Source organism: Halobacteriovorax sp. ZH5_bin.2 (assembly GCF_043196375.1).
In the GTDB taxonomy this organism is placed as follows: Bacteria; Bdellovibrionota; Bacteriovoracia; order Bacteriovoracales; family Bacteriovoracaceae; genus Halobacteriovorax_A.
Genome location: NZ_JBEBMJ010000002.1, coordinates 32,816 through 57,565 on the forward strand (window position 1 = coordinate 32,816; position 24,750 = coordinate 57,565).

Here is a 24,750-nt window from a genome sequence, read left to right on the forward strand (position 1 = left end):
ACCTTTTATGACTTACTTATCGTCAAGATTTACATTTGTTTTACAATGAAATTGCTCGTGAATTGTTAAGATTAATTAAACACAAACACGAGAGACACCTATGTGCACAAAGACTTATTCATTAAAAAACTTAAATAAAACAAACACACTCTTTCTATTAATCACACCACTGATTGCCATTGCTGGTACAATTGCATGGCTTAAACTTGATGGTTTTGATTGGAGAATCATGGCGTTATCCCTAATCTTCTATATTGCAACGGGACTTGGAATTACGGCCGGATACCACCGCCTATTTGCTCACAGATCATATCAAGCGAGTTGGCCGGTAAGACTTTTACTTCTTATCTTTGGTGCTGCTGCAGTTCAAAACTCAGCATTAAAGTGGTGCAACGACCATAGAGTTCACCACGGAAAGGTTGATACTGAACTAGATCCATACAATATTAATGAAGGCTTCTTCTATGCTCACATGGGCTGGATCCTCCTTCTTGAAGATCAAGATGAGTATAAATACTCTAAAGACCTCTTGAAAGACCCAATGGTAATGTTCCAGCATAAATTTTACCTTGGCTTTGTTGCTCTATTTAGCTTTGCACTGCCTGCGCTAATTGGTTACTTATGGGCAGGTTCTTGGCTAGGAGGCCTATTCGTTGCCGGTGTTGCTAGAATTGTTTTTGTTCACCACTGCACATTCTTTATCAATTCACTATGTCATGTTGTGGGGACTCGACCTTATGACAAAGGCCAAACTGCGCGTGATAGCTGGGTGATGGCCCTATTTACATATGGCGAGGGATACCATAACTTTCACCATACATTTCAAACTGACTATAGAAATGGCATCAAGTGGTACCACTTTGATCCGACAAAATGGTTAATTCGTTCTTTAAACTTCGTAGGCTTAACGTGGAATCTTAAGAGGACACGTCCTGAGTTAATTCAAGCCAGAATTCAGGCCTAAACGAAGCCTATATACCTGTTAAAGGCACATTCATATGTGCCTTTTTTTTCCCCTAACTTACCCCAGATAAAAATCTTGCTAAAATTGTTCTATGTTCGATTTAAAGCAAGATGATATTGGTCACGATTTTATTCTCGATGAAGAGTTTTTTGAAAACTTCACTTCATCTCATACAAGAAAATCTTATCTGAATGATATAAACCAATTTCTTTGCTGGATTAGTGACTATTACAAACTCACTTCTTTTGATTCTATCGAGCGCATTCATGTCATCAAGTATAGAAATTATCTCTCAGAATTTGGTGGCCACAATCAAAACCCTTCGACACCAAAAACGATCAACCGAAAGCTTGCAAGCTTAAGCGCATTCTTTCAATACCTTGTTGAAAAAAACCTTTTAAAGGCCAATCCTGTTGCAAGTGTCAGAAGGCCACGAAGCGAAGTAAAGTCCCCTACAAATGCTTTAAATAAGCAACAAGTCTTAGAACTGCTTTATCATATGGGACAAAATGAAAGGAGTAAGTATCTCCATTTGGCCCTCTTTACGACGTTTTTTACAACAGGACTTAGAAAGAGTGAAATCTTAAATCTACGATTTAAAGACTATCAAGATCAAGGGAACAATAAGATCCTTCAATACCGTGCCAAAGGTGGTAAGTTAGGAAAGAAGGTCTTAAATCCTATCGCAATCAAAGCACTTGACGAATATATTGAGTGGATGAATGAAAATGAAAGAGAGACTGGAGAAAATGATTGGCTCTTTCAACCAACAAGAAATCCAAGTGATCCAACAAATTTAAATAAGCCAATAAACCCAAGAACGATCAACGAATTGCTAGACAAATACGCTCAAAAAGCTGGTATTGGTTTTAAAATTACTCCTCACTCTGCAAGGGCCACATTTATTGGTGAGCTGCTAGAAATTGGTGTTGATATTTATACAATAGCCATCGAAGTTGGCCACGCTTCAGTAAAAACAACAGGTGAATACGACAAGAGAAGAAATAAAATTAAAGAGTCTCCTACACTAAAATTAAACTGGGAATAGGCCAAGCTTCAACCAACGCGCCTCATTGTTCGTATATTTTATCAAGATATAGTAGTGTCAAAAAAATTACGGCCACAACATATGGTATACACACGTCGCATCAAAGTCTCCTGATAGCACTAAAAATTAGATGACAGAATTTTTAAGACAGTATTTTTTTCTAAAAATAATACTTGTAAAAGTGCCTAAACCCCTTGTCTAATGGGTCTAGAAAGACACATCAACCTGATCAAGTATAAAAATTAGCGGCCCTCCAAAAAAAAGAAAAATCTATGGAGTCTTGTGTATTGAAATAAAAAGTTACGGGTCATACACTGAATAAGAACAACACAACACAATCTTATTAAATAACATTTAAGAGATTTTATATTTTTTTTACTAAATATAAGTTGCATGTATTTAGCACACACACGCTATTGCAAAAGTTAAGGAGGAACTTGTGACTTCACCAATTCTAGCACAGAATGACGATAGATTCGTCCTTTTCCCAATCGAGTACAATTCAATTTGGGAAATGTACAAAAGACACATGGCAGTTTTCTGGACTGCTGAAGAAATCGACTTGGCCCAAGATATTACTGACTGGGAAAAGTTAAATGACAATGAGAGACACTTCATTACTCACGTTCTTGCATTTTTTGCTGCAAGTGATGGGATTGTTAATGAAAACCTAGCAGTACGTTTCTACAATGACGTGCAAAACCCTGAAGCTAGATGTTTCTACGGATTCCAAATTGCGATGGAAAATATCCACTCAGAAACTTACTCACTTCTAATTGATACATATGTGAAAGACGCTAAAGAAAAAGATCGTCTTTTCCACGCAGTAGATCACTTCGAGCCAGTTAAGAAGAAAGCTGACTGGGCAATGAAGTGGCTTTACTCAAAAAATACATTCGCTGAAAGACTTGTTGCATTTGCGGCCATCGAAGGAATCTTCTTCTCTGGTTCATTTTGTGCAATTTTCTGGCTTAAGAAAAGAGGCCTAATGCCAGGTCTATGTACTTCTAACGAATTCATTTCTCGTGACGAAGGTCTACACTGTGAATTTGCAGTTCTTCTACACTCACTTCTTGATAAAGAAGAACAATGTAGCAAAGAAAAGATCAAAGAGATTCTTACTGAAGCAGTTGAAATTGAAAAAGAATTCATCACTGATGCAATTCCAGTTTCTTTAATTGGTATGAACGCTGATCTTATGAAGCAATATATTGAATTTGTTGCTGACTTTTGGATGCAACAATTTGGTCTTGAAGCACACTACGGTTCAGTAAATCCATTTGATTGGATGGAGCTAATTTCTCTAGAAGGTAAAACAAACTTCTTTGAAAAGAGAGTTTCTGAATACCAAAGACCAGGTATCCTTTCTGAGAAGTCAGAAAATACATTCACACTAGACGCGGAGTTTTAAGAAATGTACGTACAAACAAGAAGTGGCGAGAGAGAGCCAATTAAATTTGATAAAATTACAGATAGAATCAATACACTTGCTTTTGGGCTAGAAGGTAATGTTGATCCAACACTTATCACTCAAAAAGTAATTGAAGGAATCTACGACGGTATTACAACAACTGAACTAGATGGCCTTGCAGCTGAAACAGCAGCATATCTTGCAACAAAGCACCCAGACTACAATGTTCTTGCTGGACGTATTGCGGTTTCGAATCTTCACAAAGAAACAAGAGGTTGTTTCTCTGAGAACGTAAAAGAAATGTACAACTACGTTAACGTTGCAACAGGTGAGCATGCACCTCTTGTTTCAAAAGAACTATATGAAACAGTAGTGGCCAACGCTGAACTACTAGATAAAACAATTGTAGATAAGCGTGACTTCAACTACGACTACTTTGGATTTAAGACTCTAGAAAAGTCTTACCTTCTTAGAATGGAAGGTAAAATTGTTGAAAGACCAGGTCAGATGCTACTAAGGGTATCTGTTGGTATGCACATGAATGACATGGAAGCAGCAATTGAAACTTACAACCTAATGAGTCAGAAGTACTTTACTCACGCTACTCCTACTCTATTTAACTCAGGAACAAATAAGCCACAAATGTCTTCTTGTTTCCTACTTACAATGAAAGATGATTCAATTGATGGTATCTACGATACGCTTAAGCAAACTGCACTTATTTCACAGTCTGCTGGTGGTATTGGACTATCAATTCACAATATCCGTGCAAAAGGTTCATTTATCAAAGGAACGAATGGTACATCAAACGGTATCGTTCCAATGCTTAAGGTTTTCAATGATACTGCTCGCTACGTTGATCAAGGTGGTGGAAAGCGTAAAGGTTCATTCGCAGTTTACCTAGAGCCATGGCACGCAGATATCTTCGAATTCTTAGAAATGAAGAAAAACACTGGTAAAGACGAACAAAGAGCGCGTGACCTTTTCTACGCACTTTGGACTCCAGACTTATTCATGAAGCGTGTTGAAGAAGATGGACAGTGGTCTCTATTTTGCCCACACGAGTGTCCAGGTTTAGCTGATTGTTATGGTGCAGAATTTGAAGCACTTTACACTCGCTACGAAGCTGAAGGTAAAGCTAAGAAAACAATTCGTGCCCAAGACCTATGGTTTGCAGTACTTGAATCACAAACAGAAACTGGTTCTCCGTACATGCTTTACAAAGATGCAGCTAACGAAAAATCAAACCAAAAGAACCTAGGTACAATTAAGTCTTCAAACCTTTGTACTGAAATTCTTGAGTATACTGCACCTGATGAAGTTGCCGTTTGTAACCTTGCTTCAGTTGCTCTTAACAAATTCGTTAAGACTGACAAAGAAGGGAATGTAACATACGACCACAAGCACTTATATGAAGTTGTTTACCGTATGACTAAGAACCTTAACAGAGTTATTGATGTAAACTACTACCCTGTTATTGAAGCGAAGAACTCTAATATGAGACACCGTCCAATTGGTCTAGGTGTACAAGGTCTTCAAGATACATTCTTCATGATGAGACTTCCATTTGAGTCACAAGAAGCACTTCAGCTTAATAACGATATCTTTGAAACAATCTACTTTGCAGCTGTAACAGCTTCAAAAGATACAGCAAAGGTTGATGGACCTTACTCAACTTACGAAGGTTCTCCAATGTCACAAGGACAATTCCAATTTGACATGTGGGGACACTCAGCTCACTCGGGACGTTGGGATTGGGATGCACTAAAAGCAGAGGTAGCAAAGCATGGTGTAAGAAACTCACTACTAGTTGCTCCAATGCCAACAGCATCAACTTCTCAAATCCTTGGTAATAACGAATGTTTTGAGCCAATTACTTCAAATATCTACGTAAGACGTGTTCTTTCAGGTGAATTTGCAGTTGTTAACAAGTTCTTAGTACGTGACCTAATTGATCGTGGACTATGGGATGATACTTTAAGAAATGAAATCATTGCTAATAATGGTTCAATTCAAGCAATTGAAAGAATCCCTGAGGACTTAAAAGCTCTATACAAAACAGTATGGGAAGTTAAGCAAAAAGCAGTAATTGATATGTCTGCTGGACGTGGGCCTTATATTGATCAAGGTCAGTCACTTAATATCCACCTAGAAAATCCTAACTTCGGGAAACTTTCTTCAATGCACTTCTATGCATGGAAGAAAGGGCTTAAGACAGGTATGTACTACCTACGTTCACGTGCTGCAGTTAACGCTGTTCAGTTCACAGTAAAGAACGAAGGAAAGAAAACTCCTGAGCAACTTGAGCAAGAAGCAGCGGCAATGATTTGTTCAATCGACAATCCAGAAGATTGCCAAATGTGTGGAAGCTAGAAGTTACAATTAAATTAAATTTGATCCAACTCCGGTTGAATCGAAGTGCTAGAAATGAGGGGCCAAGGGATTTGGCCCCTCTTATATCCAGGATGGATGGTATGTCGACGAGAGGCAGGAGCCGGAGTCGACCAACTCTGTGCAAAGGTACAACACATGCCTGATCAAAAAGATATCACAATAAATCAAATCGAAAATAACTCTGAGTTTTGGCAAGAAGGATGGGACAAAGGCTTCACAGGTTTTCATCAAAGTGAATATAACCAGGCCATGATTGACTACTTTAATGATCTTGATCTTAACCGTAAAACTGTTCTAATTCCCCTATGTGGAAAATCCCTTGATATGATCTATCTTGCAAATAAGGGCGCAAAAGTTATTGGCGTTGAAGTTGTAAAAGATCCTGTTGAACAGTTCTTTAAAGAGAATGAAATTGATTTTAATTTAGTTGATAGTGTCTATACGTCAAAAGATAGAAAGATCGAAGTTCATAATAAAGACTTTTTCGAAATTAACGACTTAGGAAAGATCGACTTTCTATACGACAGGGCCTCAAATGTTGCTCTTCCGGTTTGCATGAGAGAAGAGAAGTACTACCCTACAATTAAGAGATTAATCCAAGAAGAAACAAAGACTCTCCTGATTACAATGGATCATGATGGCCCTCGTGACTTTGGCCCTCCTTATGCAATAAATAAGGAAGAAACAAAAGAGCACTACCCATTACTTAAGTTGATCAATGAAGCAAGTTCTAAAGCAATGGATCGATTCCAAGAAGAAGGGATTAAGAAAGTTAGACGCTATATTTGGGCCAACTAAGAAGCTGGCCCAAGATATAAAGCTAATTAGTAATCGTAACTTGCAAGAAGTTTTAGGCAGTCAGCCTCCGGTGATTCAAATTCAGCTCCATCTGACTCAATACATTCCTCTAGTCTTCCTTTAAGCTCAATCGACATCTCTTGACGTTCTTCTTCAGTCACGACTCCATCTGCAATGATTTGACCTGCTTCTTCAAACTCATCCGTCGTGAAAGCATCAGTGATGGCCTCAGTAGTTGTCACAAATGGTGAGATTGTAAGAATCGTAGATAGTTCACCTTCAGACATACCTTCTGCATGTGCATTAAGACTTAGAATTGTTAAAACAATTAGTGCAATATTTTTCATAAACTCTCCTTTTCTAAACGATTTCGTTTATTGATATCTCTTATAAGTTCTTTCGTCGTTCTTATATTCATAGCGACTGCATTAATTTTCTCAATTTTTTCCATAAAGTGATCACGATAGAATTGGTCAATTCTATTTGTGATATCATTTGCCTTAGGCTTCTTTCCTTCTCTTAAAAGTAAATTGCTCTGTCGGTACCAATTCTTATACTCGCTAGCTAGAGCTTCAAATTCATTAGCAATATCTGCATGTTCATTTTTTGAAGCAAGCTGAAGTAAATTCGTATTTTCTGTAGAAAAGGCCATTGTTTCAAGAAAAACAAATGCATGTAACACAGAAGTATCCTTTGTATCTTGTCGAGAATGTTGATGATGATACATCTGGGCGTTGGCGGCCCTTGTACTTGGCGCAAGCGAAAGGTAATCTTCAAAACTTTCAACCTTAACTAATGCAAGGCTATTTAAAACCTTCTTTGATTTTTCTTTAAAAGTACGAGTCCTTTTAGTGCTTATATATCCATTGTCTTGCAATTCTTCTAAAAGACCTTTTGGCGTTGAAATATTTGATCGTAGTCTCTTATGCCCAAAAGCTGCTCTAATGAGCTTATAAGATTCCGTTGCACAGTTTGCTGAAAAGAATTTATAACGTCCCATATCTTTGCTCTTATATAAGTTAAGAGCATGGGAAATAAATCTCCTCTTACTATTGTCTGTTACTTTTATATCGTATTGATAAAGATCTCTAAGTTCTTCATAATTATATTTTTGCTTAACCTGAGAAAGACTCATGAAATCTATCTTTGCAGCATAACCGCCAAAGATCCCTTTGAAAAGGCCAGGAGATAAGTCATCAACATCGGCCGCTACTCCTAGAACAAACTCGACTTGTTGCCTTACAGGACATTTCTCTTTATCGACCTTACAAGCAGCTACATAGAACATACTGTGGCCAAAGCGGCTCATGGCACTTTCACCTTTAGATGCCATCAAATATGAAAGTTTTATGATACGATTTTTATAAAAGCCAATATCTACTAAACCAGTTTTTTGGAAGATAAAAGTTGAAAAATAATTATCACATTTATTTGCACTAGGTCTAAAGCCGGCCACTTCTGCCATGAATTCATAAATTGTAAATTCATCACATCTAAAATTAGCATCGTTATAAAAGCGAGTAACATAGTGATCGAATTCTTCACTTGGATTTTTAAAATTTGTTTCAAGCTTCTGAGACTTATAAACGATCTGACGTCTTCTCGAGTCATCATAGTGGAGATGACGAATATACTTCTTCCAATTGGTAAGAGAGAGAAATTGAGATCGTTGGTCTTTATTTAGAATTCTAAAATTCAATTCATTAGCTAGTGCACTACTGGCCATCAGGCATAGGATCAAGGCAGTGATTAATTTAACACTAGATAATAACTTCATATTAATATGAATACAGTAAATAAAGGGTAGCTAGTTTAAAAATGAAAGAATGTTATGGCCGTCTACAGAATAGACGGGCCATAAAGCATTGAATTAATTAGCGTTGGCACTGGCCTGAACAAAACTATAGTAGAAAACAGCATTAGGGTCATTTGAGACCTTCTTAAGCTCTACCTTCATTTCGTCTACAGTCTGCTGGTCCACACGGCCTTCTTTTACAAGTTGAGGAGCGGCAGATAAGAGCAGCTCACACCAATAATCAATAAATTCCTTTCTCTTATCGGGGCGACGATTATCAAGGTGCCATGTTTTCGACTCAACCTTAATATTTCTAAAACCTTGTTGCATCAGAAGATTACCAAGCTTTGCACCGATGAAAGGATCTCCACCCATATCATATTGGTAGTCGTTAAAGGCCTGCCAATATTTCCAAGTATTAGGTGAGTATGGATCAAGTAAGAAACTTGAATTCATAACTTCCGTAATATAAATACGTCCACCAGGTCTTAAAACTCGCCTAGCTTCTGATAAAACCTTAGCTGGCTCAGGTACGTGCTCAAGAATCCAACAGAGAAAGGCCCCATCAAACTTCCTAGAGTCAAAAGTCAGATTTGTCGCATCCATTTGATGAAGTTCAAATCGATCCTTGAAGGCACCATTTAAAGTACTTCCAAGGAACTCTTGCGCCGAGGCAAGTTGATGCTCGCTTCGATCAACACAAGTGATATGCATATCAGGAAACCTTCTAAGAAGAATTTCTGTTTGGGCACCAACACCACTACCGATCTCAACTAATTCTTTTACTCTTGAAAGATTCACATCTTTATAAACAGTTTGTTCTGCAAAACGGGCCTGGGCGCGCAGACGATCCTGTTCGGCCTTATCAAAACCATGCAGATATGGAAATTCACTTGGTTTAATCTTATTTTTTTCATTATTATCAGACATAGAATACCTCAATAAAGTTTGAGTAAGTATAACATGAATGGCCCAAGCGTGATAGATTTGCTAAGTTAGATTAAATCGTTAACGGAGTAAAATATGCATTTAATCTTAGGAAGTTCGTCTCAATTTCGCCAAGCACAACTGAAACAGCTAGGCCTAGAATTTACATGTATTTCTCCTAATATTGATGAAGAGTCCATCAAAACTCAGGGCCTTACTCCACTAGAAGTCTCTCGTGAACTTTCTCTTCAAAAGGCCCAAGAAGTACTTAAAACAAATCAGGATGCAATTATTATTGGTGGCGACCAAGTTCTAAACTTTAACGGTGAAATCTTTAACAAGCCAGAAACCCCAGAAAATGCCTTTAACCACCTAAAACGCCTTCAAGGTAAAACCCATGAGCTAATTACAAGTATTGCTGTTATCTCAAAGGATAAGCAAGTTATTGAAACCGTTGTTTCAAAAATGACAATGAAAGAACTTAGTGACGAACAAATCAAGCGCTATATTGAAATCGATGAGCCTCTATGGAGTTGTGGTGCCTATAAGTTAGAGACACTAGGAATCGCTCTTTTTGATACAGTCGAATGTCCAGATCACTCATCGATTATCGGACTTCCACTTATCTCACTTTCAAAAATTTTGGAAGAATTTGGAATAAAAGTACTATAAACTACTGAAAAAACAGAGTTTTCAAGTATCAGACTAAATAACTCCCCTAATCATGCCGATAAATAATCGATATCTATGAATGTGAGGGAGTTATCATGATAAGAAAAAGCGCTATAGTTGTCGTAATGGCAACCAGCTTATTTGTTTCAAGCTGTACCAAAGACTATGCGAATATCAATAATAGGAAGATCTCCTCTGTTAGCCTCTACGGCCCAGAAGTTGAAACCTATTATGATCATGAAGAATTAGAAAATTATCAAAATAGAATTGAAGAAATTCTCGTATGGCGACACAAGGCCATCGACTTTATCATCGATATTCAAGAGCAAAAGGTTCTTAAAAGTAATCAGATCACTACAATGCATGAAGAAGGAACTGAGACCTATAAGCATTTTAGAGACTCTGTATGGCCAAAAGTTGAAGAGACAAAGTGGGTTGTCGACAAATATAATGAAATTAATATTGTAACGGACCGCCCTTCCGAAATTTTAAAGAAAAAGAAAAAAGTTAAAAGGCCAGGGCCACCAAAAAAGAATGATTCGCAAAATTATCGTTGGGTGAAATACAAAGAAATTACCATTAATCCTACAGATGAACTTGGGAAGGCATTAATCTATGATATGAAAATGGCCATCGCGACATCACTTGTTATGTACGACAATTACATGATTGTACTTTCCCAAATCCAAGAGATGAAAAAGATTCGCCACCTCATCAACTACGATAATGCAGAACTAAAAAACCAACTCGCAAAAATTACATTTAGTTATAATAAATATGATAATTACAATCGTATTGAACGAGGACTTGCCTTGTACCATGACCTCCTAAAGTTCAATGATGAAAATAAAATTGTCACAGATCGTGCAAATTACTATCTCGATTCATTAATTCAATCATCTCAAAGTTTTGAGAAGTTAAACAAGGAATTTAAGAGAGGTATCTTTGGACGTAAACTCTCAATGATCTGGCGCTACATTGGTGACTACTTCAAAGAAAGTAAGAATAACGTTACTCACGTTGTCTCTAAAGGATTTGGCAACACAGCAGGGCTTGTTCAAACAAGACGAGGAAAACTTTATGATCCATCGCTTGAGAGAGTACAAGAGTTAGAATCACAACTTGAGCCTCTTGATATTTTATTAGAAAAGACACCATTTAGGCTGACGGATAAATTTATTCCAGGCCACTGGGGACACGTAGCGATCTGGACAGGAAATAAGGCCCAATTACAAGAGTTAGGTATTTGGGACCATCCAGAAGTTGTGCCATTTCATGATGAGATCGAAAATAAAGGAAAGAGAATCATTGAGGCCTTAAGGCCAGGCGTTCAATACAACACCCTTCACCACTTTATGGATATTGATGATCTTGCAGCAGTTCGCTACCAAAGAGAACTTACTCGCGAACAAAAACAAGATTACCTAATCAATGCCTTTAAACAAATTGGTAAGGTCTATGATTTTAACTTTGACGTTGAAACAGATGAGAGAATCGTTTGCTCGGAACTTGCTTACGTAACATTTGATGATATGGAGTGGCCAATAGCTAAAGCGGCCGGACGCTACACGATTTCACCAGATAATGTCGGTGAAAAAGTTGGAGATGATAAATCGTTTACAACAGTCCTACTTATTCATGACGGTAAAGAAGTAGCAAAGAATCTCAATGAGAACTTTGCTCAACTTATGAAAGATAGTACATTAATCAAATAGATTATAATCGATTTAAAACGGAGAATTTCCAAGCTGGGGAATTCTCTGTTTCTTCAAAGAATGCCTCATCACTTACTCTAAATTCACTTCGGTCAAATTCAGGAAAGAAGACATCGGCCTCACCTTCAAATTCAACTTCAGTAAGATAAATACGATCGGCCTTAGGAAGGTAATACTCATAAATATAAGAGCCACCAATAACAACGGCCTCTTCGACGTTGGACTCCTTAAGTTCATTTAAAACCATTTCAGGGTCAGTGAAGACATCACAACCTTCAATTTTAAGCGAAGGATCACGAGAGATAACGATATTGCGTCTCTTAGGCAGTGGCCTGCCGATCGAATCATAGGTCTTTCGTCCCATGATAATCGGCTTACCACTTGTTATCTTTTTGAAATTTTTGAGGTCTTCGCTAATATGCCAAAGCAGATCATTGCCCTTTCCTATTTCGCGATTCTTTCCTATTCCAACAATCAAAGAGAGAATCAAACTGATACCTCACCTTTAATATGTGGATGGGCCTCATAATTTTCTAAAGTAAAATCTTCATATTTAAAATCAAATATCGACTTAACTTCAGGATTAATCTTCATTGTCGGTAGTGCATGTGGCTCACGAGTCAGCTGAAGCTGTGCCTGTTCGATATGATTTAAATAAAGGTGAGCATCCCCCATTGTGTGGACAAAATCGCCTAGCTTTAAATCACATACTTGAGCGAGCATCATTGTCATAAGTGCATATGAAGCAATATTAAATGGAACACCTAAGAAGATATCAGCAGATCTTTGATAGAGCTGACAAGACAATTTCATATCAGGTGAAACATAGAATTGAATGAAAGAGTGACATGGTGGTAAGGCCATATTATCAACATCTGCCGGATTCCACGCCGTTAAAATATGGCGACGAGAGAATGGATTTTCTTTTAAACCTTTTACAAGGTTTGCAACTTGATCAACCTCTGCTCCACTTGGAGTTTTCCAGTGACGCCATTGATATCCATAAACAGGACCGAGATCACCGTTCTCATCGGCCCATTCATCCCAGATACGTACTTTATTCTCTTTAAGGTATGCAATATTTGTATCACCTTTAAGAAACCAAAGTAATTCGTGAATGATTGAGCGAAGGTGACACTTCTTAGTTGTCACTAATGGAAAGCCATCTTCTAAATTATAGCGAGCTTGGTAACCAAAAACAGAAATCGTTCCTGTTCCTGTACGGTCTTCTTTTTTCTGACCATTTTCAAGCACGTGTCTCATTAGATCTAAGTATTGTCTCATCCGTGTGTCTCCCTAGGTTTGTGTGTATTTTGGTGTGTTTTGTCTAAAGTTAATTATACAGAATTTAGTACAATTTTAATAGCTTGCAACTCGTCAAAAAGGCCCATAAAATATGACAAATAAGGGAATTAATTATGATAAAAATTGGACTAGAGCGTCTAAGAGATGACGCAACTTTACAAAATAAAATAACAGGAAATATCGCACTTTTGTGTCACAGTGCTAGCGTTGATTCACAATTTAAGGTCGCCCCAATTATTTTCAAGGAAATTTTTGGAGATCGATTCAAGAAACTCTTTGGGCCACAACATGGATTTGTCAGTGATGTACAAGATAATATGGTTGAGACCAACCACTACACTCACCCATTCTTTGGCGTGCCTGTTTACTCACTTTATAGTGAAACTAGAAAGCCTACTAAAGAAATGCTTGAAGGTATCGATACATTTGTTGTTGATCTTCAAGATGTAGGGACTCGCGTTTATACATATATCACAACGGTTACTTATCTTTTAGAAGAATGTGCAAAAGAAGGAATTAAGGTCGTTATTCTCGATCGACCAAATCCAGTAGGATTAGAAAAGATTGAAGGTAATATTCTAGAGACAGAGTTTAAGTCTTTTGTTGGTGCACTTGAAATTCCTCAGCGACATGGCCTTTCTATGGGTGAATACGCAAAGTTTGCAAAGAAGAAATTAGGATTTGATGTTGAGCTTGAAGTCATTGAAGTTCAAGGTCTAACCAGATCAATGCATTGGAAAGACACGCAGCTTTCTTGGGTTAACCCATCACCAAACCTTCCGACACCAGAGGGCTCACTAACGTTTTGTGGTACCGTCCTTTATGAAGGAACAAACTTAAGTGAAGGCCGAGGAACAACTCGCTCCCTTGAAGTCATAGGTCACCCAGCAATTGAAGCCTACTCATTTGTCGACTCATTAAAGGAAACACTGAAAGAAATCGATAATGGAAGCTTCATTTTACGTCCAGTTAACTTCATGCCAACCTTCAATAAGCATGCTGGAAGTGCCTGCGGTGGTGTTCATATTCACGTCACAAATGAAAAAGAGTTTAACTCTTGGCAAGTCTCTCAGTATCTGTGTCGCGAGTTCAAGCGTGCCTTAGGTGACAAATTTGAGTGGGATGCAAAGGATTATGAGTACGCTTTTGGCAAGCTTGCCATCGATCTTATTAACGGAACGGAATTTGTAAAAGACTGGGTCAATCGACTTGGGAGCATGAGTGAGCTACGAGAATTTGAAACGAGAGGCCATGCGGAATACCTAAAAGAAATCGAATCAATTAAAATTTACAAATAAAACAAAGGCCCGATTCAAATTAAATAATCGGGCCATTTCATATCTAGTTATAAGTTTTCATTTGTCCTGAATTAAAGCGTGATAGATAATCATTCACTTTTGCTTTAAGTAAATTAGAAAAACAAACCATCCCAATAATATTAGGGAAAGCAATTGAAAGTAGCATTAAGTCTGCGAAGTCTAGAACATGACCAATTTTAAGAACAGGCCCTAAGATAATAATAAAGACATAACAAAGACGATACATCTTCACACTTTTAAATCCAATCGATTTTTCAAATAGAAATAACGTCGCTCTTTCTCCATAATAAGACCATGAGATAACTGTTGAGTATGCAAAGACACAAATTGCCATCAGTAAACAATATGGTGCCCAGTCCCCAAGAGTTGAAAATGCATAAGCAGTCATCTCAACTCCCTTACCAGCAACAGCTGGATTCTCATAAGCTCCTGTTACAAGAAGTGTTAGTGCCGTAATTGTACAAACAATATGAGTATCAATAACAGGACCAACCATAGCAACAACACCCTCTCTTACTGGCTCATTAGTTTTAGCAGCAGAGTGAGCAATGGCAGCAGAACCAAGTCCGGCCTCATTCGAGAATGACGCTCTTTGAATCCCAACAAGCATTACGGCAAAGGCACCACCAAAGGCCGCATCAGGAGTCATGGCCTCTTTAAAGATCAAAGAGAACATATGTGGAATATTGTGATAATTAGATAGAATAATTGCCAGACATGTAAAAACATAGAAAGCACACATAATCGGTACTAGCTTTGAAGTTACATTACCGATTTTTTTAATACCACCTACTAGAACAACACCGGCCAAGAAAGCTAGAACAATTCCAACAACCCATGGTGAAGCATCTGGATGTTGATCCGCAATAATTTTAAAAGTTTGGTTTGCTTGGAAAAGGTTTCCTCCACCAAATGAAGCACCAATAGTCATAACAGCATAGAAGATACCAAGAAACTTTCCAATCCAAGCAAATTTCGTAAGCTTAAACATTTGAGTAAGGTAAACCATTGGCCCACCTAACATGTCACCACTAGAAGTTTTGTGTTTAAACATTTGACCAAATGTTGATGAGGCAAATTTCATCGACATTCCAAAGAAGGCGATGATCCATAACCAAAGAACAACTCCTGGGCCACCTTTACCAATAGCTAAGGCCACACCTGCAATATTACCAAGACCAACTGTTGCAGAGAGTGCAGAGGTTAGGGCCTGGAAGTGAGTGATATCACCCTCATCTTCTGGGTTATCATATTTTCCACGAATAACATCAATAGCGTGTTTAAACAGTCGCACATTGATAAATCCCATTCGAATCGTAAAAAAGAGGCCACCAAAAACCATGACAAATAATATTAGTGGCATTTGGATAAAAGGAATTTCCCAGAATAAGACTGGAAAGTATTTTCCATTAATTATGCCAAAGAATTCGTTAATTCGCTCTTGTAGATCAATTTCCGTTTGACCATAACCCTGAGCATAAGTACTTAGGCCGATGATAGAGAAAATGAGCCCCATCATCGCTCGTGACATTGCGATTTTAATCATTAAACAATCCTTTGTTTTAGTTCTACTCTCTCAAAATTTGTATGTGTTTTTTATTGTCTTACAGTAAATTTTATAGAAACTTAATTGAACTTGTCACCTTTTTTATTTTCTGGCCTATTAAAATCGTGTATTCTTATCTCTATTAAAGATATAAAAGGAGTAAAAAGTGAGTAAGTTACCAACGCTTGATGAAGCGATTGAAATTGTAAAACCACTTGTGAAGTATTCAACAATTGATAATCAAAAACATATCGACCTTTCTGTTGCAACAGCAGATAAGAGATTTCTTAGCCAACAGGCCCTAATGGTCATCAAGAATTCAATTGAAGCTGGCCAAGCAGACGAAAAAGAAGTGAATGCTCGTCTAGGACTATAAGCTTATTATCAGTGCAGATTTCCTGTTAAGTTATGAGAAACACTGACAGGAATCTGCGAAACTGATAACCTGTCAATCACTAATACACCCTTGTAAGCCTTACACCAATTAAAGAATGTCATTAATGAAAGTGCTAAAATGAAAATATGAAAGCACTACTTCTTGCACTATTCATTTCAACTCAGGCCTTTGCGGCCATCCCACTAAGTGGAGATGATGAGAGATCAATTAATAATATCCCGCAAATGCTACAGCAGGACCAAAAATTAAAAGAAATGACTAAGAAGCTGAATTTAGCAATCTTTGAATATGCAAAGATGAGAGATATTGCTGGCCAAGATTATGCTAATGAATTGCATAACATGGCAGATGAACTTACTCATCTAAATGACTTCCCTAGTGAAATTTCACCGGAATACTTAAAAGCGTTAGAAGAAGATATTGAATATATCCATCAAGATTTAATCGAGATGAGATAACCCCTCCCCCCAATGAATATAAAATAAGAAGACAAAAAAGACCGAGCTAAACTCGGTCTTTTTATTTAATCAGCTCTAAGAAATTTTTGATAGATTAATTTATAGTCCTTACCAGAGTGATCGCTAATGAAAATCTCACTCTGCTCAATGGCCATTCCGTAGTAGCGAGAGGCCTTATTGATATCAAAGCGATACTGGTATGAACGATATAAATAGTATTTTGAATCATTATGCTTAGTATAAATCCCAACGTTCAAACGATCGTCAGACACAACATTATAAACATAGTAACGAGATCCAACTAATTCTTGTACCTTCGGAGCTGGGCCAACATTATTTAATGTATAGTCACACAAAGAGGCCATATAGAGATTATTCTCAGTTGGGATTTGAGTAATAAAATTCTTAACGACTCCCCTTGTCCCTTTAAAGACAGGAGTTGTCTGATAATCATTAGGAACGTCAATATAGACACCAATATTAGAAATATCTCTAACAGTTGGGTCACCGTAAACTTTTTGACGACGAGAAAAGATAAAATCTTCTGAAAAACGACTTCTTAAAATATTATCGTGATACTCTTCAAGAGCTTCACACATTTTAGTTAGACGAGTTAAGCTAATATCAGTTAGTAGAGTATTTGTAATTTCTAAGGCCTGTCCAGCGCGAATAACACCGCGATCACTATCTCCAGCTTCTCCATAGTCGTCACAAGAAGAGAATATAAGAGCAATCAAGATAGGCCACAGAAAGCCTGAACCGATTTTGTTAAGCATGAGAAACTCCAATAAAAAATATAATACTTAACTCTGATTTTAACAAAAAAAGCAAATTGGGTTCTGTTAATTTCTTACAATTAATTAATCAATAACACGATAATCAGCTTCGATCACATCTTTATCATTTGATGAGTTTGACCCTTGCTGAGACTGATGATTCGAACGGTGCGCCGAATGATCATATTGTTGATATTTTTGGGGCGAAGGCTTAGAACCTGTGAGTACACCAGAGTTTCGAAGAAACTTTCTTATCTGGATAAAGATAAAATAGAAAATGGCGGCCTTAATTAATGCTGCAAACATGCTTAAAATCTAGCATAAAAGTGGCCAAAATATCATTAAAAATCTTAACTACGTGAAATTATTTTGTTATAGTGTGAGCAATTTCGATTTATATAGTTTAAGCAGTAGGTATCATATGACACAAAAATTAAATCTTGTTCACTGGGCCGATATGACGGCAGATCGCATCATCCGCCAACACGGCGACAAAGACGACTACGTTGTTGCCAGTGGGATCACTCCTTCAGGAGTTGTTCACTTTGGAAACTTTAGAGAAGTAATCACAACTGACCTTGTAGCACGTGGATTACGCGCTCGCGGTAAGAATGTTCGCTTCATCTTTTCATGGGATGATTACGACACATTCAGAAAAATTCCAGCAAACCTTCCTAAACAAGACGAATTAGCTCAGTACCTATTTCAACCAATCGTAGATACTCCAGATCCATTTGGAGAACATGATAGTTATGCTGCTCACCACGAGCACAACTTTGAAGAACAACTTAGAAAAGTTGGTGTTGACGTTGAGCCTATCTATCAAGCAAAGAAATATCGCGCTGGTGATTATAAGGAACAGATTAAACTTGCTCTTAATAAGAGATTTGAAATTCGCGATATTCTAAACCAGTACAGAAAAGAACCATATGGTGATGACTACTATCCTGTATCTGTTTACTGTGAAAAGTATAAGACTGATAAGACGACAATTCTTTCATGGGATGGAGAAAGCAAGTTACGCTACAAGCATAATGAGCATGACTATGAAGGTGAAATCGATATTAATACAACAAGCCTTGTAAAGCTTCCTTGGCGAGTTGACTGGCCAATGCGTTGGGCATTTGAAAAAGTTGATTTTGAACCAGGTGGAAAGGATCACTCTTCTCAAGGTGGATCTTTTACAACAGCAAAAGACATTGTAAAAATCTTTGACTGGGAAGCGCCAATTTATCTTCAGTACGATTTCGTATCGATTAAAGGCCTTGGTGGGAAGATGAGTTCTTCAAAAGGTAACCTTGTTACTGTAAATGATATCCTAAAAGTATATGAGCCAGAAATGGTTCGTTGGATTTTTGCTTCTTATAAGACAAATGTCGACTTTGCGATCTCATTTGATCTTGATGTTCTTAAGACTTATGAAGATTATGATCGTCAAGAACGTCTAGCTTATGGGCTTGAGCAAGGTAACGAAAAGAAAGTTGCCATGGCAAAGAGAGTTCTTGAATTATCACAAATTGGAGAGCATCCAGCAGAGTGTCCATTCCAACCATCTTTTAGACACCTTTGTAACGTTCTTCAAATTAATGATGGTGACATTGAGGCCGCTCGTGCTTTCTATGCTGACCAAATTAAAAATGACAGAGACGAAAGACGCTTTAGAGAAAGAAGTGCTTGTGCTCTTCACTGGCTACAAGAAAATGCTCCAGAAGAATTTAAATTTGCTATCAATAAAGAAGCAGTTGATATGCCTCTTGAGGAAAGTGTGCGTACATACCTTGATAAGCTAGTTGCTCTTTGTGAATCAGAGTGGGACTCAATTGCAGATGACAAAGAGTTCAATGATAAGATGTATGAAATTATGCACGAGCTAGAACTTAAGCCTGCAGATATTTTTGCACCAATTTATCAAAAATTAATTTCACGTGAAAAAGGGCCAAAGCTTGCAGGGTTTATCCGCACAATTGGTAAGGAACGTGTCATTAAGCTTCTAAAGTAATCAAAGCTTACTTAAAGAGTTATTTAAAAACTTTTTTAAATACTAGGCCATCCTTTGCGATGGCCTTTATTTCAATCGGATAATCCCTAAATTGTTTCAAACGTCTCGCAACCTCGAGATCACTCTTAGATAATAAACAAAGCTTAAACTTATTCTTATCGATATGACATGAACTTAGATGAGTATGGCCAATTTCGGCCTTAATTATCTCTAGGCCACACTTTCGCGCTTGAGACTCAAGCTCCAGCATTGCGTTCATAATAGTCTTATAATCAGAAACGCTTTGCGAAGTCCCCTTAAAAATTTTTGACTCTAAAATAACATCACCGGCCAAGTGAAAGCGAATTTGCATCACTTCCCTTTTGATTACACCATAAAGGGCATAAGAGTGACGCAAAAGCTTACGATCCCAAGTCGTTGGACTACAAATCAACTGATCATTGCAGTACACCTGCTGTCCTACTGTTCTTAGGTTAACGTACTCATTGCTTAAGGCGTGAATTTTAACTCGATCAAAGAAGCTCATTTCCATAGATAAATGATCGGCGGTGCCAAAAGTAAGTGTGAATAAATTTTAAATATTGATCATAATCGGCAAAATAGTGACATTAGGGGCCCAAAATCAGGGTATTTTTGTAAAATGTACAAGTTTAAAATGTCATTTTTTGTGAAAATTCTTAGAATTTCTTACATTCGGCCTAATTTCTGGCCCGCTAAATTATTGAAATTGTCACTCTTGTTCTTTGTTCATAAAACTAAATTAACAAAATAAAAGAAACGAGAGGGGTTTTATTTATGAAAAAATTTTTAGTTGCTGCTGCTTTATTAGTTACATCTGCAATGGCCATGGCCGAGACTTGTCATGTTGATATGGTTGCCAGAAATGGACGCTCAATTGATAAATTCTCATCGTATGATTACAACTTTGAAGCTGCTTGTCGCCAGGCCCTAAGGCAATGTACACGCGAACAAGACAGAAGGTCATATGACCGCGTTGTCGCTCGTGCAACATGTACAGTTACTTCAAGAAGGCCAGTACCACCACCACACCAAAGAAAAGAAGTTTGTTCATTTAATCTAGTTAATACACAAAATGGCAGAGTTGTTAATACATTTACAGCTCAAGCAAATAACGAGCACCATGCTTGTCGTAAAGCAGATGATAAGTGTTTTGATGCAAGATACACAAAGCAAAACCCATGGAAATTCTCTTGTGAGAAAGTTCGTGGAGGTTCTAGGCCACCAAGACCAAACCCAACAGTGACAAGATTTTGTACTGTGGATAGAATTGCAAATGGAACAATCTCAGGGCGAGTTGTTCAAACTTACACTTCAAGTGCTACAGCGCCAACAGCATATGAAGCAGAAAGTCGTGCATGTCAAAAAGCTACAAGTGACTGTTCGATGGACGCAAGATATAGCCACCGTCGTGACACTTGTATGAGAAGATACTAATCAATAATATTTCAATAAATCTAATACTCCATTAGATTTTGGTTGTAAGAAGGGGGCGCCTTTTCCAGGGCGCCCTCTTTGCGTTTTGGGCATACTTTGATAGGATAACCCCATAAAAAGTGAGGTATTCAATGACAAATAATGTCTACATAAACCGCCGTAAAAAGCTACTAGAAATGATGGATGACGGAATTGCTGTAATTGCTTCCGCTACATATGCTCATAAGAGCAATGATACTGAATTTCCATTTCGCCAAAACTCAAATTTTCGATATTTAACAGGGCTTAATGAAGCCGATAGTGCTCTTATCCTTTCAAAGAAAGATGGTGTTGAAAAACAGATTATCTTTGTTCGTCCAAAAGATGAAATTGCAGAAATGTGGGCAGGGAAAAGACTTGGGCCACAAAAAGCAAGTGAGCTTCTTGGAACAGATGAAGGCTACTCAATTGAAGAGCTTGATAAGAAATTAGAAGAACTTCTTCCTGGACACAAGAGTCTCTATGTTCACCTAAGTGAGCGCACAGATATTGCAGATAAGGCAAGAAGAATCGCTGGTTCTTTATTTCACAAGAAAAGAGCTCAACAAGAACTTCCACCAGACACATTTAAAAACGTAGGTCACCTTATTGAGAAGATGCGTTTTATTAAAGATGAAACAGAAATTGCTACAATGAGAGAAGCGATGATCGTAACAGATCGTGCTCACCGTGCGGCAATGGCACTTGCTCGTCCAGGAGCAACAGAACAAGAAGTGAATGCACTTATGACTTACCTTTTTATGAAAGGACCAACTCAAGGAAGTGCATATGACAATATTATCGCAGGTGGAAATAATGCAAACTGCTTACACTATATCAAAAACGATGAAGTTCTAAATGAAGGTGATCTTCTTCTTATTGATGCAGGAAGTGAGTTAAATGGTTATGCAACAGATATCACGAGAACTTTTCCAGTTAGTGGAAAGTACACGGGAATTCAAAAAGAAGTTTATAATATCGTTCTTGATTCACAACTTGCGGCCATTGAATTATCTAAACCTGGTAACAACGCAACAATGCTTCATAACAAAGTAAGTGAAATCCTAACTCAAGGTCTAATTGATCTTAAAGTTCTTGAAGGGACTGTTAGTTCAAATATTGAACAAGCAAATCATAGAAAATACTTCCCTCATGGAACAGGTCACTGGCTAGGGCTTGATGTTCACGATCAAAACCCTTACTTAATTGAAGGGACAAAAGATCCAATGACTTTCACAAAAGGTTGTATCTTTACAATTGAGCCAGGACTTTACTTCAATAATGAATTCACAAATATTCCAGAAGAGTTAAAAGGGATTGGAATTCGTATCGAAGACAACATTCTTATCACTGACGATGGATACGAGAATCTATCTCACATGATCCCAAAGACAGTTGAAGAAGTTGAAGAAGCTTGTGCAAAAGACGCAAAGGAATTCCTACTGTAATGAAAACGACAAATCTTCTTTTAATAACACTTTTTATTTTAATCGGTGCTTCTTGTGCCTCTAATGATAGACGAGATGATGAAATTCATCTCGTCCATTGGAATATTAAGGAACTTGATACAACTAAACTAAGTAAGAAGAATGATCAGCTTACGAGTGTTAAAAATATCCTAGAGAAGCTTGATTTTGATGCCATTAGCGTAAATGAGATTCAATACGACCTTCCTAATGGAAAGAATCTCGAAAAGCTCTTAGGCCAATTAAAAGAAGATACAAGTGAGTTTGCCTTTAGTTTTACTCAGGCCAACACTGGAAATAAAGCGAAAAAAGTTAATGGTAAGTATACTAAAGATCGCAAGAATGCCGACCAAGTAAATTATGGGCTTTTCCCAGGTCAGTATTCAACAGGGTTTGCTTCAAAGCATCCAATTAAAGAAGAAATTATCGTAAAGGATCTTCAGTGGAAAGAGTTTAATCCGGCCGCTGACTTTTCAAAATTTCGCGATGGTAGTGGAAAAAAACTTCCAAAAGAGATGCAACTTTTTGATAAGAGCTTCACTCACCTTGTCATTGAAGTGGCCGATAAAGAAGTACATCTTATTCTTCTTCACACAGTTCCAAGCTATCACTTTGGAAATCGCCAGACGCCAAACTATGAAAGAAACCGCGATCAACTTCGTTTTCTTGAGTGGTATGTAACAGGGGCAACTAACTTTAATGTCAAGCTTCCAAAGAAGTATGCTCACTTAAAACCGATTCATAAAGAAGATCGAGTGATCATCATGGGTGACTTCAACACTTCAATTTATATGAATAATCCAGGTTCTGTTGTTCTTAGAAGATTATTTAATCACCTAAGTCCTTGGCTTAAAAACCCAGGGCCTACAAATGAGCGCCAGACTTTTGCCGGCAATCGCAATCCACTAACACTAGATTATATTGCTTACAGGGGCCTAAAGCTCATGGATGCTGGAATCTATAACCCAGAGACACTTGTCAATAAAGGTAATGTTTTTTGTACGCCACCAAGTGAGCTACCAAAGTATATGGTTAAAGGATTAGATAAGCGTGTGACTTGTATTGATGATGATGCTATCGAGCTTAAAAAGGCAAGTGATCACTTCCCTATCTGGGCAACGTTTAGACTTTAAAAAAGGCCGAGCTTAAGCTTGGCCTAAAATATTTTATTCGTAAAATAATGATCTAAATTTAAACTATTAAGAATCTTAAACTTGGCGATTTAGAATGAAGCCACCAATAAGCTCAAGAGGCTTGATCGTTTCAGATAAACGCTCTTCATTGAATCCACGAGAGATTAACTCGGTACGAATCTCATGAAGAATATCACTTGCTTCGTCAATTAACGCTGTTGCCTCATTTTTAATATTGGCCACATTTGCAGAGATCTCATCGAGATTAACGATTTCCTTTAGTTCGCCACCTTTTTTATAAGCATCCATCTTAAGTGGATTGGCCGCCAGATAATCATAGACAACTGAGTTAACTAAGTTTTGCTCAAGATCAAGATGAGCATCTTTCAAGCTCTCTCCATCACTAAAATCAAGAGTGTCATCGATCATCTGGAAAGCGATACCAATTAAGTGTCCAAAGCGTGCGGCCTTAGCTGCCAACTCTGCGTCCTCTACACCAAGATAGGCCCCTGACCAACAGCACCACCCCATCACAGAAGCTGTTTTATGGAAGGCGATATTTTCAATAACTTCTTTCGAATATTTACGGGACTCAAGCGCATCTGACTGAACCCATTCACCAATAGCAAGCTCTTGAATAACCTGAGACATGCTCTGTAGAATATTGATTGAACCAATTTTTGATAGGCTTAAAATGACGTCAGCTAGTAAATAGTCACCAGCAAGAACGGCCTTCTTATTTGATGCTTCAACATTAATTGAAGGATTTCCTCGCCTTTGCGTTGCGCCATCAATAACGTCATCGTGCGCAAGTGAAGCGGCGTGAACCATTTCAATTGCACGGGCACAAATCGTCACATCCTCTTTTTCATGCGCATTAAAAAAATCGGCCATTAAATATGTCAACATTGGGCGCAGGCGTTTTCCACCAGATAAAACAGTTTTAGCAAGAACTTCCTTAATAGATTTAAGGCAGTTTTCAGACTTAATATCGAGGTCAATATTGACCGCTTTCTCTAAAATTTGTGGAGGGATGCTTTCAAAAAATTCGTTCATAGTTTTTTCCGTTTTAATAGTAATACCACTTGTCGAAAGGGGCCGTAAATGATTAATATAACGCAAATACTATTGACAAACACTGCACCGCAGAAGGA

At 37.7% G+C, this 24,750-nt stretch carries 24 protein-coding genes; 14 read left to right on the plus strand and 10 right to left on the minus strand.

The genetic code is table 11. The annotated features are described in order from the left end of the window. The first annotated feature begins 100 nt into the window (after positions 1-100). The 5 genes from ABMA76_RS05405 to ABMA76_RS05425 all read left to right on the plus strand — a co-directional run bounded on the left by ABMA76_RS05405 (position 101) and on the right by ABMA76_RS05425 (position 6,615). Positions 101-964: an acyl-CoA desaturase gene (locus ABMA76_RS05405; RefSeq protein WP_392908313.1), complete on the plus strand. Its 864-nt coding sequence runs from the start codon at positions 101-103 to the stop codon at positions 962-964. Between the two features lie 91 nt (positions 965-1,055). Next, on the plus strand, positions 1,056-2,012 hold the full coding sequence (locus ABMA76_RS05410) for a tyrosine-type recombinase/integrase (RefSeq protein WP_393061075.1): 957 nt from the start codon (positions 1,056-1,058) through the stop codon (positions 2,010-2,012). A 439-nt stretch (positions 2,013-2,451) separates the two neighbouring features. Then, the gene (locus tag ABMA76_RS05415) at positions 2,452-3,423 is read left to right on the plus strand and encodes a ribonucleotide-diphosphate reductase subunit beta (protein ID WP_392860765.1); all 972 of its coding nucleotides are present in this window, start codon (positions 2,452-2,454) and stop codon (positions 3,421-3,423) included. A gap of 3 nt (positions 3,424-3,426) precedes the next feature. After that, positions 3,427-5,796 (plus strand): ribonucleoside-diphosphate reductase subunit alpha, encoded by a 2,370-nt coding sequence (locus tag ABMA76_RS05420; RefSeq protein WP_392908308.1) that lies wholly within the window; start codon positions 3,427-3,429, stop codon positions 5,794-5,796. Between the two features lie 156 nt (positions 5,797-5,952). Next, positions 5,953-6,615 carry a hypothetical protein gene (locus ABMA76_RS05425; protein WP_392908306.1) on the plus strand — a complete coding sequence of 221 codons (663 nt, stop codon included), beginning with the start codon at positions 5,953-5,955 and terminating at the stop codon, positions 6,613-6,615. A gap of 26 nt (positions 6,616-6,641) precedes the next feature. On the opposite strand, the gene ABMA76_RS05430 is transcribed toward ABMA76_RS05425, so the two are convergent. The 3 genes from ABMA76_RS05430 to ABMA76_RS05440 form a co-directional block, all read right to left on the minus strand. Continuing rightward, the gene (locus tag ABMA76_RS05430; protein ID WP_392908304.1) at positions 6,642-6,962 is read right to left on the minus strand and encodes a hypothetical protein; all 321 of its coding nucleotides are present in this window, start codon (positions 6,960-6,962) and stop codon (positions 6,642-6,644) included. Further along, positions 6,959-8,392 carry a DUF4105 domain-containing protein gene (locus tag ABMA76_RS05435; protein WP_393061077.1) on the minus strand — a complete coding sequence of 478 codons (1,434 nt, stop codon included), beginning with the start codon at positions 8,390-8,392 and terminating at the stop codon, positions 6,959-6,961. The genes ABMA76_RS05430 and ABMA76_RS05435 overlap by 4 nt, the downstream gene beginning before the upstream one ends. Before the next feature lie 93 nt (positions 8,393-8,485). Then, complete coding sequence (locus tag ABMA76_RS05440; RefSeq protein WP_392908300.1) at positions 8,486-9,340, minus strand: methyltransferase domain-containing protein; 855 nt, start codon at positions 9,338-9,340, stop codon at positions 8,486-8,488. Between the two features lie 93 nt (positions 9,341-9,433). On the opposite strand from ABMA76_RS05440, the gene ABMA76_RS05445 reads away from it, so the two are divergent. After that, positions 9,434-10,009 carry a Maf family protein gene (locus ABMA76_RS05445; protein ID WP_392908298.1) on the plus strand — a complete coding sequence of 192 codons (576 nt, stop codon included), beginning with the start codon at positions 9,434-9,436 and terminating at the stop codon, positions 10,007-10,009. Between the two features lie 95 nt (positions 10,010-10,104). Then, the gene (locus tag ABMA76_RS05450; protein WP_392957678.1) at positions 10,105-11,724 is read left to right on the plus strand and encodes a YiiX/YebB-like N1pC/P60 family cysteine hydrolase; all 1,620 of its coding nucleotides are present in this window, start codon (positions 10,105-10,107) and stop codon (positions 11,722-11,724) included. A 1-nt stretch (position 11,725) separates the two neighbouring features. Here the strand turns inward: ABMA76_RS05450 and ABMA76_RS05455 are convergent, their stop codons facing one another. Both ABMA76_RS05455 and ABMA76_RS05460 read right to left on the minus strand, forming a co-directional pair. Further along, the gene (locus ABMA76_RS05455) at positions 11,726-12,202 is read right to left on the minus strand and encodes a dihydrofolate reductase (protein ID WP_392908292.1); all 477 of its coding nucleotides are present in this window, start codon (positions 12,200-12,202) and stop codon (positions 11,726-11,728) included. An 8-nt stretch (positions 12,203-12,210) separates the two neighbouring features. After that, entirely contained in the window at positions 12,211-13,008 is a 798-nt protein-coding gene (locus tag ABMA76_RS05460) for a thymidylate synthase (RefSeq protein WP_392908289.1), read from the minus strand. Positions 13,009-13,142: 134 nt separating this feature from the next. Between ABMA76_RS05460 and ABMA76_RS05465 the strand changes: the two genes are divergently transcribed. Further along, a complete protein-coding gene (locus tag ABMA76_RS05465; protein ID WP_393061079.1) occupies positions 13,143-14,327 on the plus strand; it encodes an exo-beta-N-acetylmuramidase NamZ domain-containing protein in 1,185 nt (394 codons plus the stop codon). Positions 14,328-14,370: 43 nt separating this feature from the next. Here ABMA76_RS05465 and ABMA76_RS05470 read toward each other — a convergent pair whose 3' ends face one another. Continuing rightward, positions 14,371-15,894, minus strand: coding sequence for an alanine/glycine:cation symporter family protein (locus ABMA76_RS05470; protein WP_392908286.1), 1,524 nt, complete (start codon positions 15,892-15,894; stop codon positions 14,371-14,373). Positions 15,895-16,060: 166 nt separating this feature from the next. On the opposite strand from ABMA76_RS05470, the gene ABMA76_RS05475 reads away from it, so the two are divergent. Next, a complete protein-coding gene (locus ABMA76_RS05475; protein ID WP_392908285.1) occupies positions 16,061-16,270 on the plus strand; it encodes a hypothetical protein in 210 nt (69 codons plus the stop codon). Positions 16,271-16,416: 146 nt separating this feature from the next. Further along, positions 16,417-16,749, plus strand: a complete 333-nt coding sequence (locus ABMA76_RS05480; protein ID WP_392908283.1) for a hypothetical protein — start codon at positions 16,417-16,419, stop codon at positions 16,747-16,749. Positions 16,750-16,814: 65 nt separating this feature from the next. Here ABMA76_RS05480 and ABMA76_RS05485 read toward each other — a convergent pair whose 3' ends face one another. Both ABMA76_RS05485 and ABMA76_RS05490 read right to left on the minus strand, forming a co-directional pair. Further along, complete coding sequence (locus ABMA76_RS05485; RefSeq protein ID WP_393061081.1) at positions 16,815-17,525, minus strand: hypothetical protein; 711 nt, start codon at positions 17,523-17,525, stop codon at positions 16,815-16,817. Between the two features lie 84 nt (positions 17,526-17,609). Further along, on the minus strand, positions 17,610-17,831 hold the full coding sequence (locus ABMA76_RS05490; protein ID WP_393061083.1) for a hypothetical protein: 222 nt from the start codon (positions 17,829-17,831) through the stop codon (positions 17,610-17,612). Between the two features lie 115 nt (positions 17,832-17,946). Between ABMA76_RS05490 and lysS the strand changes: the two genes are divergently transcribed. Continuing rightward, complete coding sequence (gene lysS, locus ABMA76_RS05495) at positions 17,947-19,524, plus strand: lysine--tRNA ligase (protein ID WP_392908277.1); 1,578 nt, start codon at positions 17,947-17,949, stop codon at positions 19,522-19,524. A 19-nt stretch (positions 19,525-19,543) separates the two neighbouring features. On the opposite strand, the gene ABMA76_RS05500 is transcribed toward lysS, so the two are convergent. Further along, the gene (locus ABMA76_RS05500; RefSeq protein ID WP_392908275.1) at positions 19,544-20,056 is read right to left on the minus strand and encodes a hypothetical protein; all 513 of its coding nucleotides are present in this window, start codon (positions 20,054-20,056) and stop codon (positions 19,544-19,546) included. A gap of 263 nt (positions 20,057-20,319) precedes the next feature. Between ABMA76_RS05500 and ABMA76_RS05505 the strand changes: the two genes are divergently transcribed. The 3 genes from ABMA76_RS05505 (at position 20,320) to ABMA76_RS05515 (ending at position 23,596) form a co-directional block, all read left to right on the plus strand. Then, positions 20,320-20,979 (plus strand): hypothetical protein, encoded by a 660-nt coding sequence (locus tag ABMA76_RS05505; RefSeq protein WP_392908272.1) that lies wholly within the window; start codon positions 20,320-20,322, stop codon positions 20,977-20,979. A 131-nt stretch (positions 20,980-21,110) separates the two neighbouring features. Beyond that, on the plus strand, positions 21,111-22,445 hold the full coding sequence (locus tag ABMA76_RS05510) for an aminopeptidase P N-terminal domain-containing protein (RefSeq protein ID WP_392908270.1): 1,335 nt from the start codon (positions 21,111-21,113) through the stop codon (positions 22,443-22,445). After that, positions 22,445-23,596 (plus strand): hypothetical protein, encoded by a 1,152-nt coding sequence (locus tag ABMA76_RS05515; protein WP_392908267.1) that lies wholly within the window; start codon positions 22,445-22,447, stop codon positions 23,594-23,596. Before ABMA76_RS05510 ends, ABMA76_RS05515 begins: the two co-directional genes overlap by 1 nt. Positions 23,597-23,671: 75 nt before the next feature. Here ABMA76_RS05515 and ABMA76_RS05520 read toward each other — a convergent pair whose 3' ends face one another. Next, positions 23,672-24,652, minus strand: coding sequence for a polyprenyl synthetase family protein (locus ABMA76_RS05520; protein WP_392908265.1), 981 nt, complete (start codon positions 24,650-24,652; stop codon positions 23,672-23,674). Positions 24,653-24,750: the final 98 nt, after the last annotated feature.

Coding starts and splice junctions, on each gene's coding strand:
- ABMA76_RS05405 (WP_392908313.1), top strand. CDS start 101: ATGTGCACAAAGACTTATTCATTAAAAAACTTAAATAAAACAAACACA.
- ABMA76_RS05410 (WP_393061075.1), top strand. CDS start 1,056: ATGTTCGATTTAAAGCAAGATGATATTGGTCACGATTTTATTCTCGAT.
- ABMA76_RS05420 (WP_392908308.1), top strand. CDS start 3,427: ATGTACGTACAAACAAGAAGTGGCGAGAGAGAGCCAATTAAATTTGAT.
- ABMA76_RS05425 (WP_392908306.1), top strand. CDS start 5,953: ATGCCTGATCAAAAAGATATCACAATAAATCAAATCGAAAATAACTCT.
- ABMA76_RS05430 (WP_392908304.1), bottom strand. CDS start 6,962: ATGAAAAATATTGCACTAATTGTTTTAACAATTCTAAGTCTTAATGCA.
- ABMA76_RS05435 (WP_393061077.1), bottom strand. CDS start 8,392: ATGAAGTTATTATCTAGTGTTAAATTAATCACTGCCTTGATCCTATGC.
- ABMA76_RS05440 (WP_392908300.1), bottom strand. CDS start 9,340: ATGTCTGATAATAATGAAAAAAATAAGATTAAACCAAGTGAATTTCCA.
- ABMA76_RS05445 (WP_392908298.1), top strand. CDS start 9,434: ATGCATTTAATCTTAGGAAGTTCGTCTCAATTTCGCCAAGCACAACTG.
- ABMA76_RS05450 (WP_392957678.1), top strand. CDS start 10,105: ATGATAAGAAAAAGCGCTATAGTTGTCGTAATGGCAACCAGCTTATTT.
- ABMA76_RS05460 (WP_392908289.1), bottom strand. CDS start 13,008: ATGAGACAATACTTAGATCTAATGAGACACGTGCTTGAAAATGGTCAG.
- ABMA76_RS05465 (WP_393061079.1), top strand. CDS start 13,143: ATGATAAAAATTGGACTAGAGCGTCTAAGAGATGACGCAACTTTACAA.
- ABMA76_RS05470 (WP_392908286.1), bottom strand. CDS start 15,894: ATGATTAAAATCGCAATGTCACGAGCGATGATGGGGCTCATTTTCTCT.
- ABMA76_RS05480 (WP_392908283.1), top strand. CDS start 16,417: ATGAAAGCACTACTTCTTGCACTATTCATTTCAACTCAGGCCTTTGCG.
- ABMA76_RS05485 (WP_393061081.1), bottom strand. CDS start 17,525: ATGCTTAACAAAATCGGTTCAGGCTTTCTGTGGCCTATCTTGATTGCT.
- ABMA76_RS05490 (WP_393061083.1), bottom strand. CDS start 17,831: ATGTTTGCAGCATTAATTAAGGCCGCCATTTTCTATTTTATCTTTATC.
- lysS (WP_392908277.1), top strand. CDS start 17,947: ATGACACAAAAATTAAATCTTGTTCACTGGGCCGATATGACGGCAGAT.
- ABMA76_RS05500 (WP_392908275.1), bottom strand. CDS start 20,056: ATGGAAATGAGCTTCTTTGATCGAGTTAAAATTCACGCCTTAAGCAAT.
- ABMA76_RS05505 (WP_392908272.1), top strand. CDS start 20,320: ATGAAAAAATTTTTAGTTGCTGCTGCTTTATTAGTTACATCTGCAATG.
- ABMA76_RS05510 (WP_392908270.1), top strand. CDS start 21,111: ATGACAAATAATGTCTACATAAACCGCCGTAAAAAGCTACTAGAAATG.
- ABMA76_RS05515 (WP_392908267.1), top strand. CDS start 22,445: ATGAAAACGACAAATCTTCTTTTAATAACACTTTTTATTTTAATCGGT.
- ABMA76_RS05520 (WP_392908265.1), bottom strand. CDS start 24,652: ATGAACGAATTTTTTGAAAGCATCCCTCCACAAATTTTAGAGAAAGCG.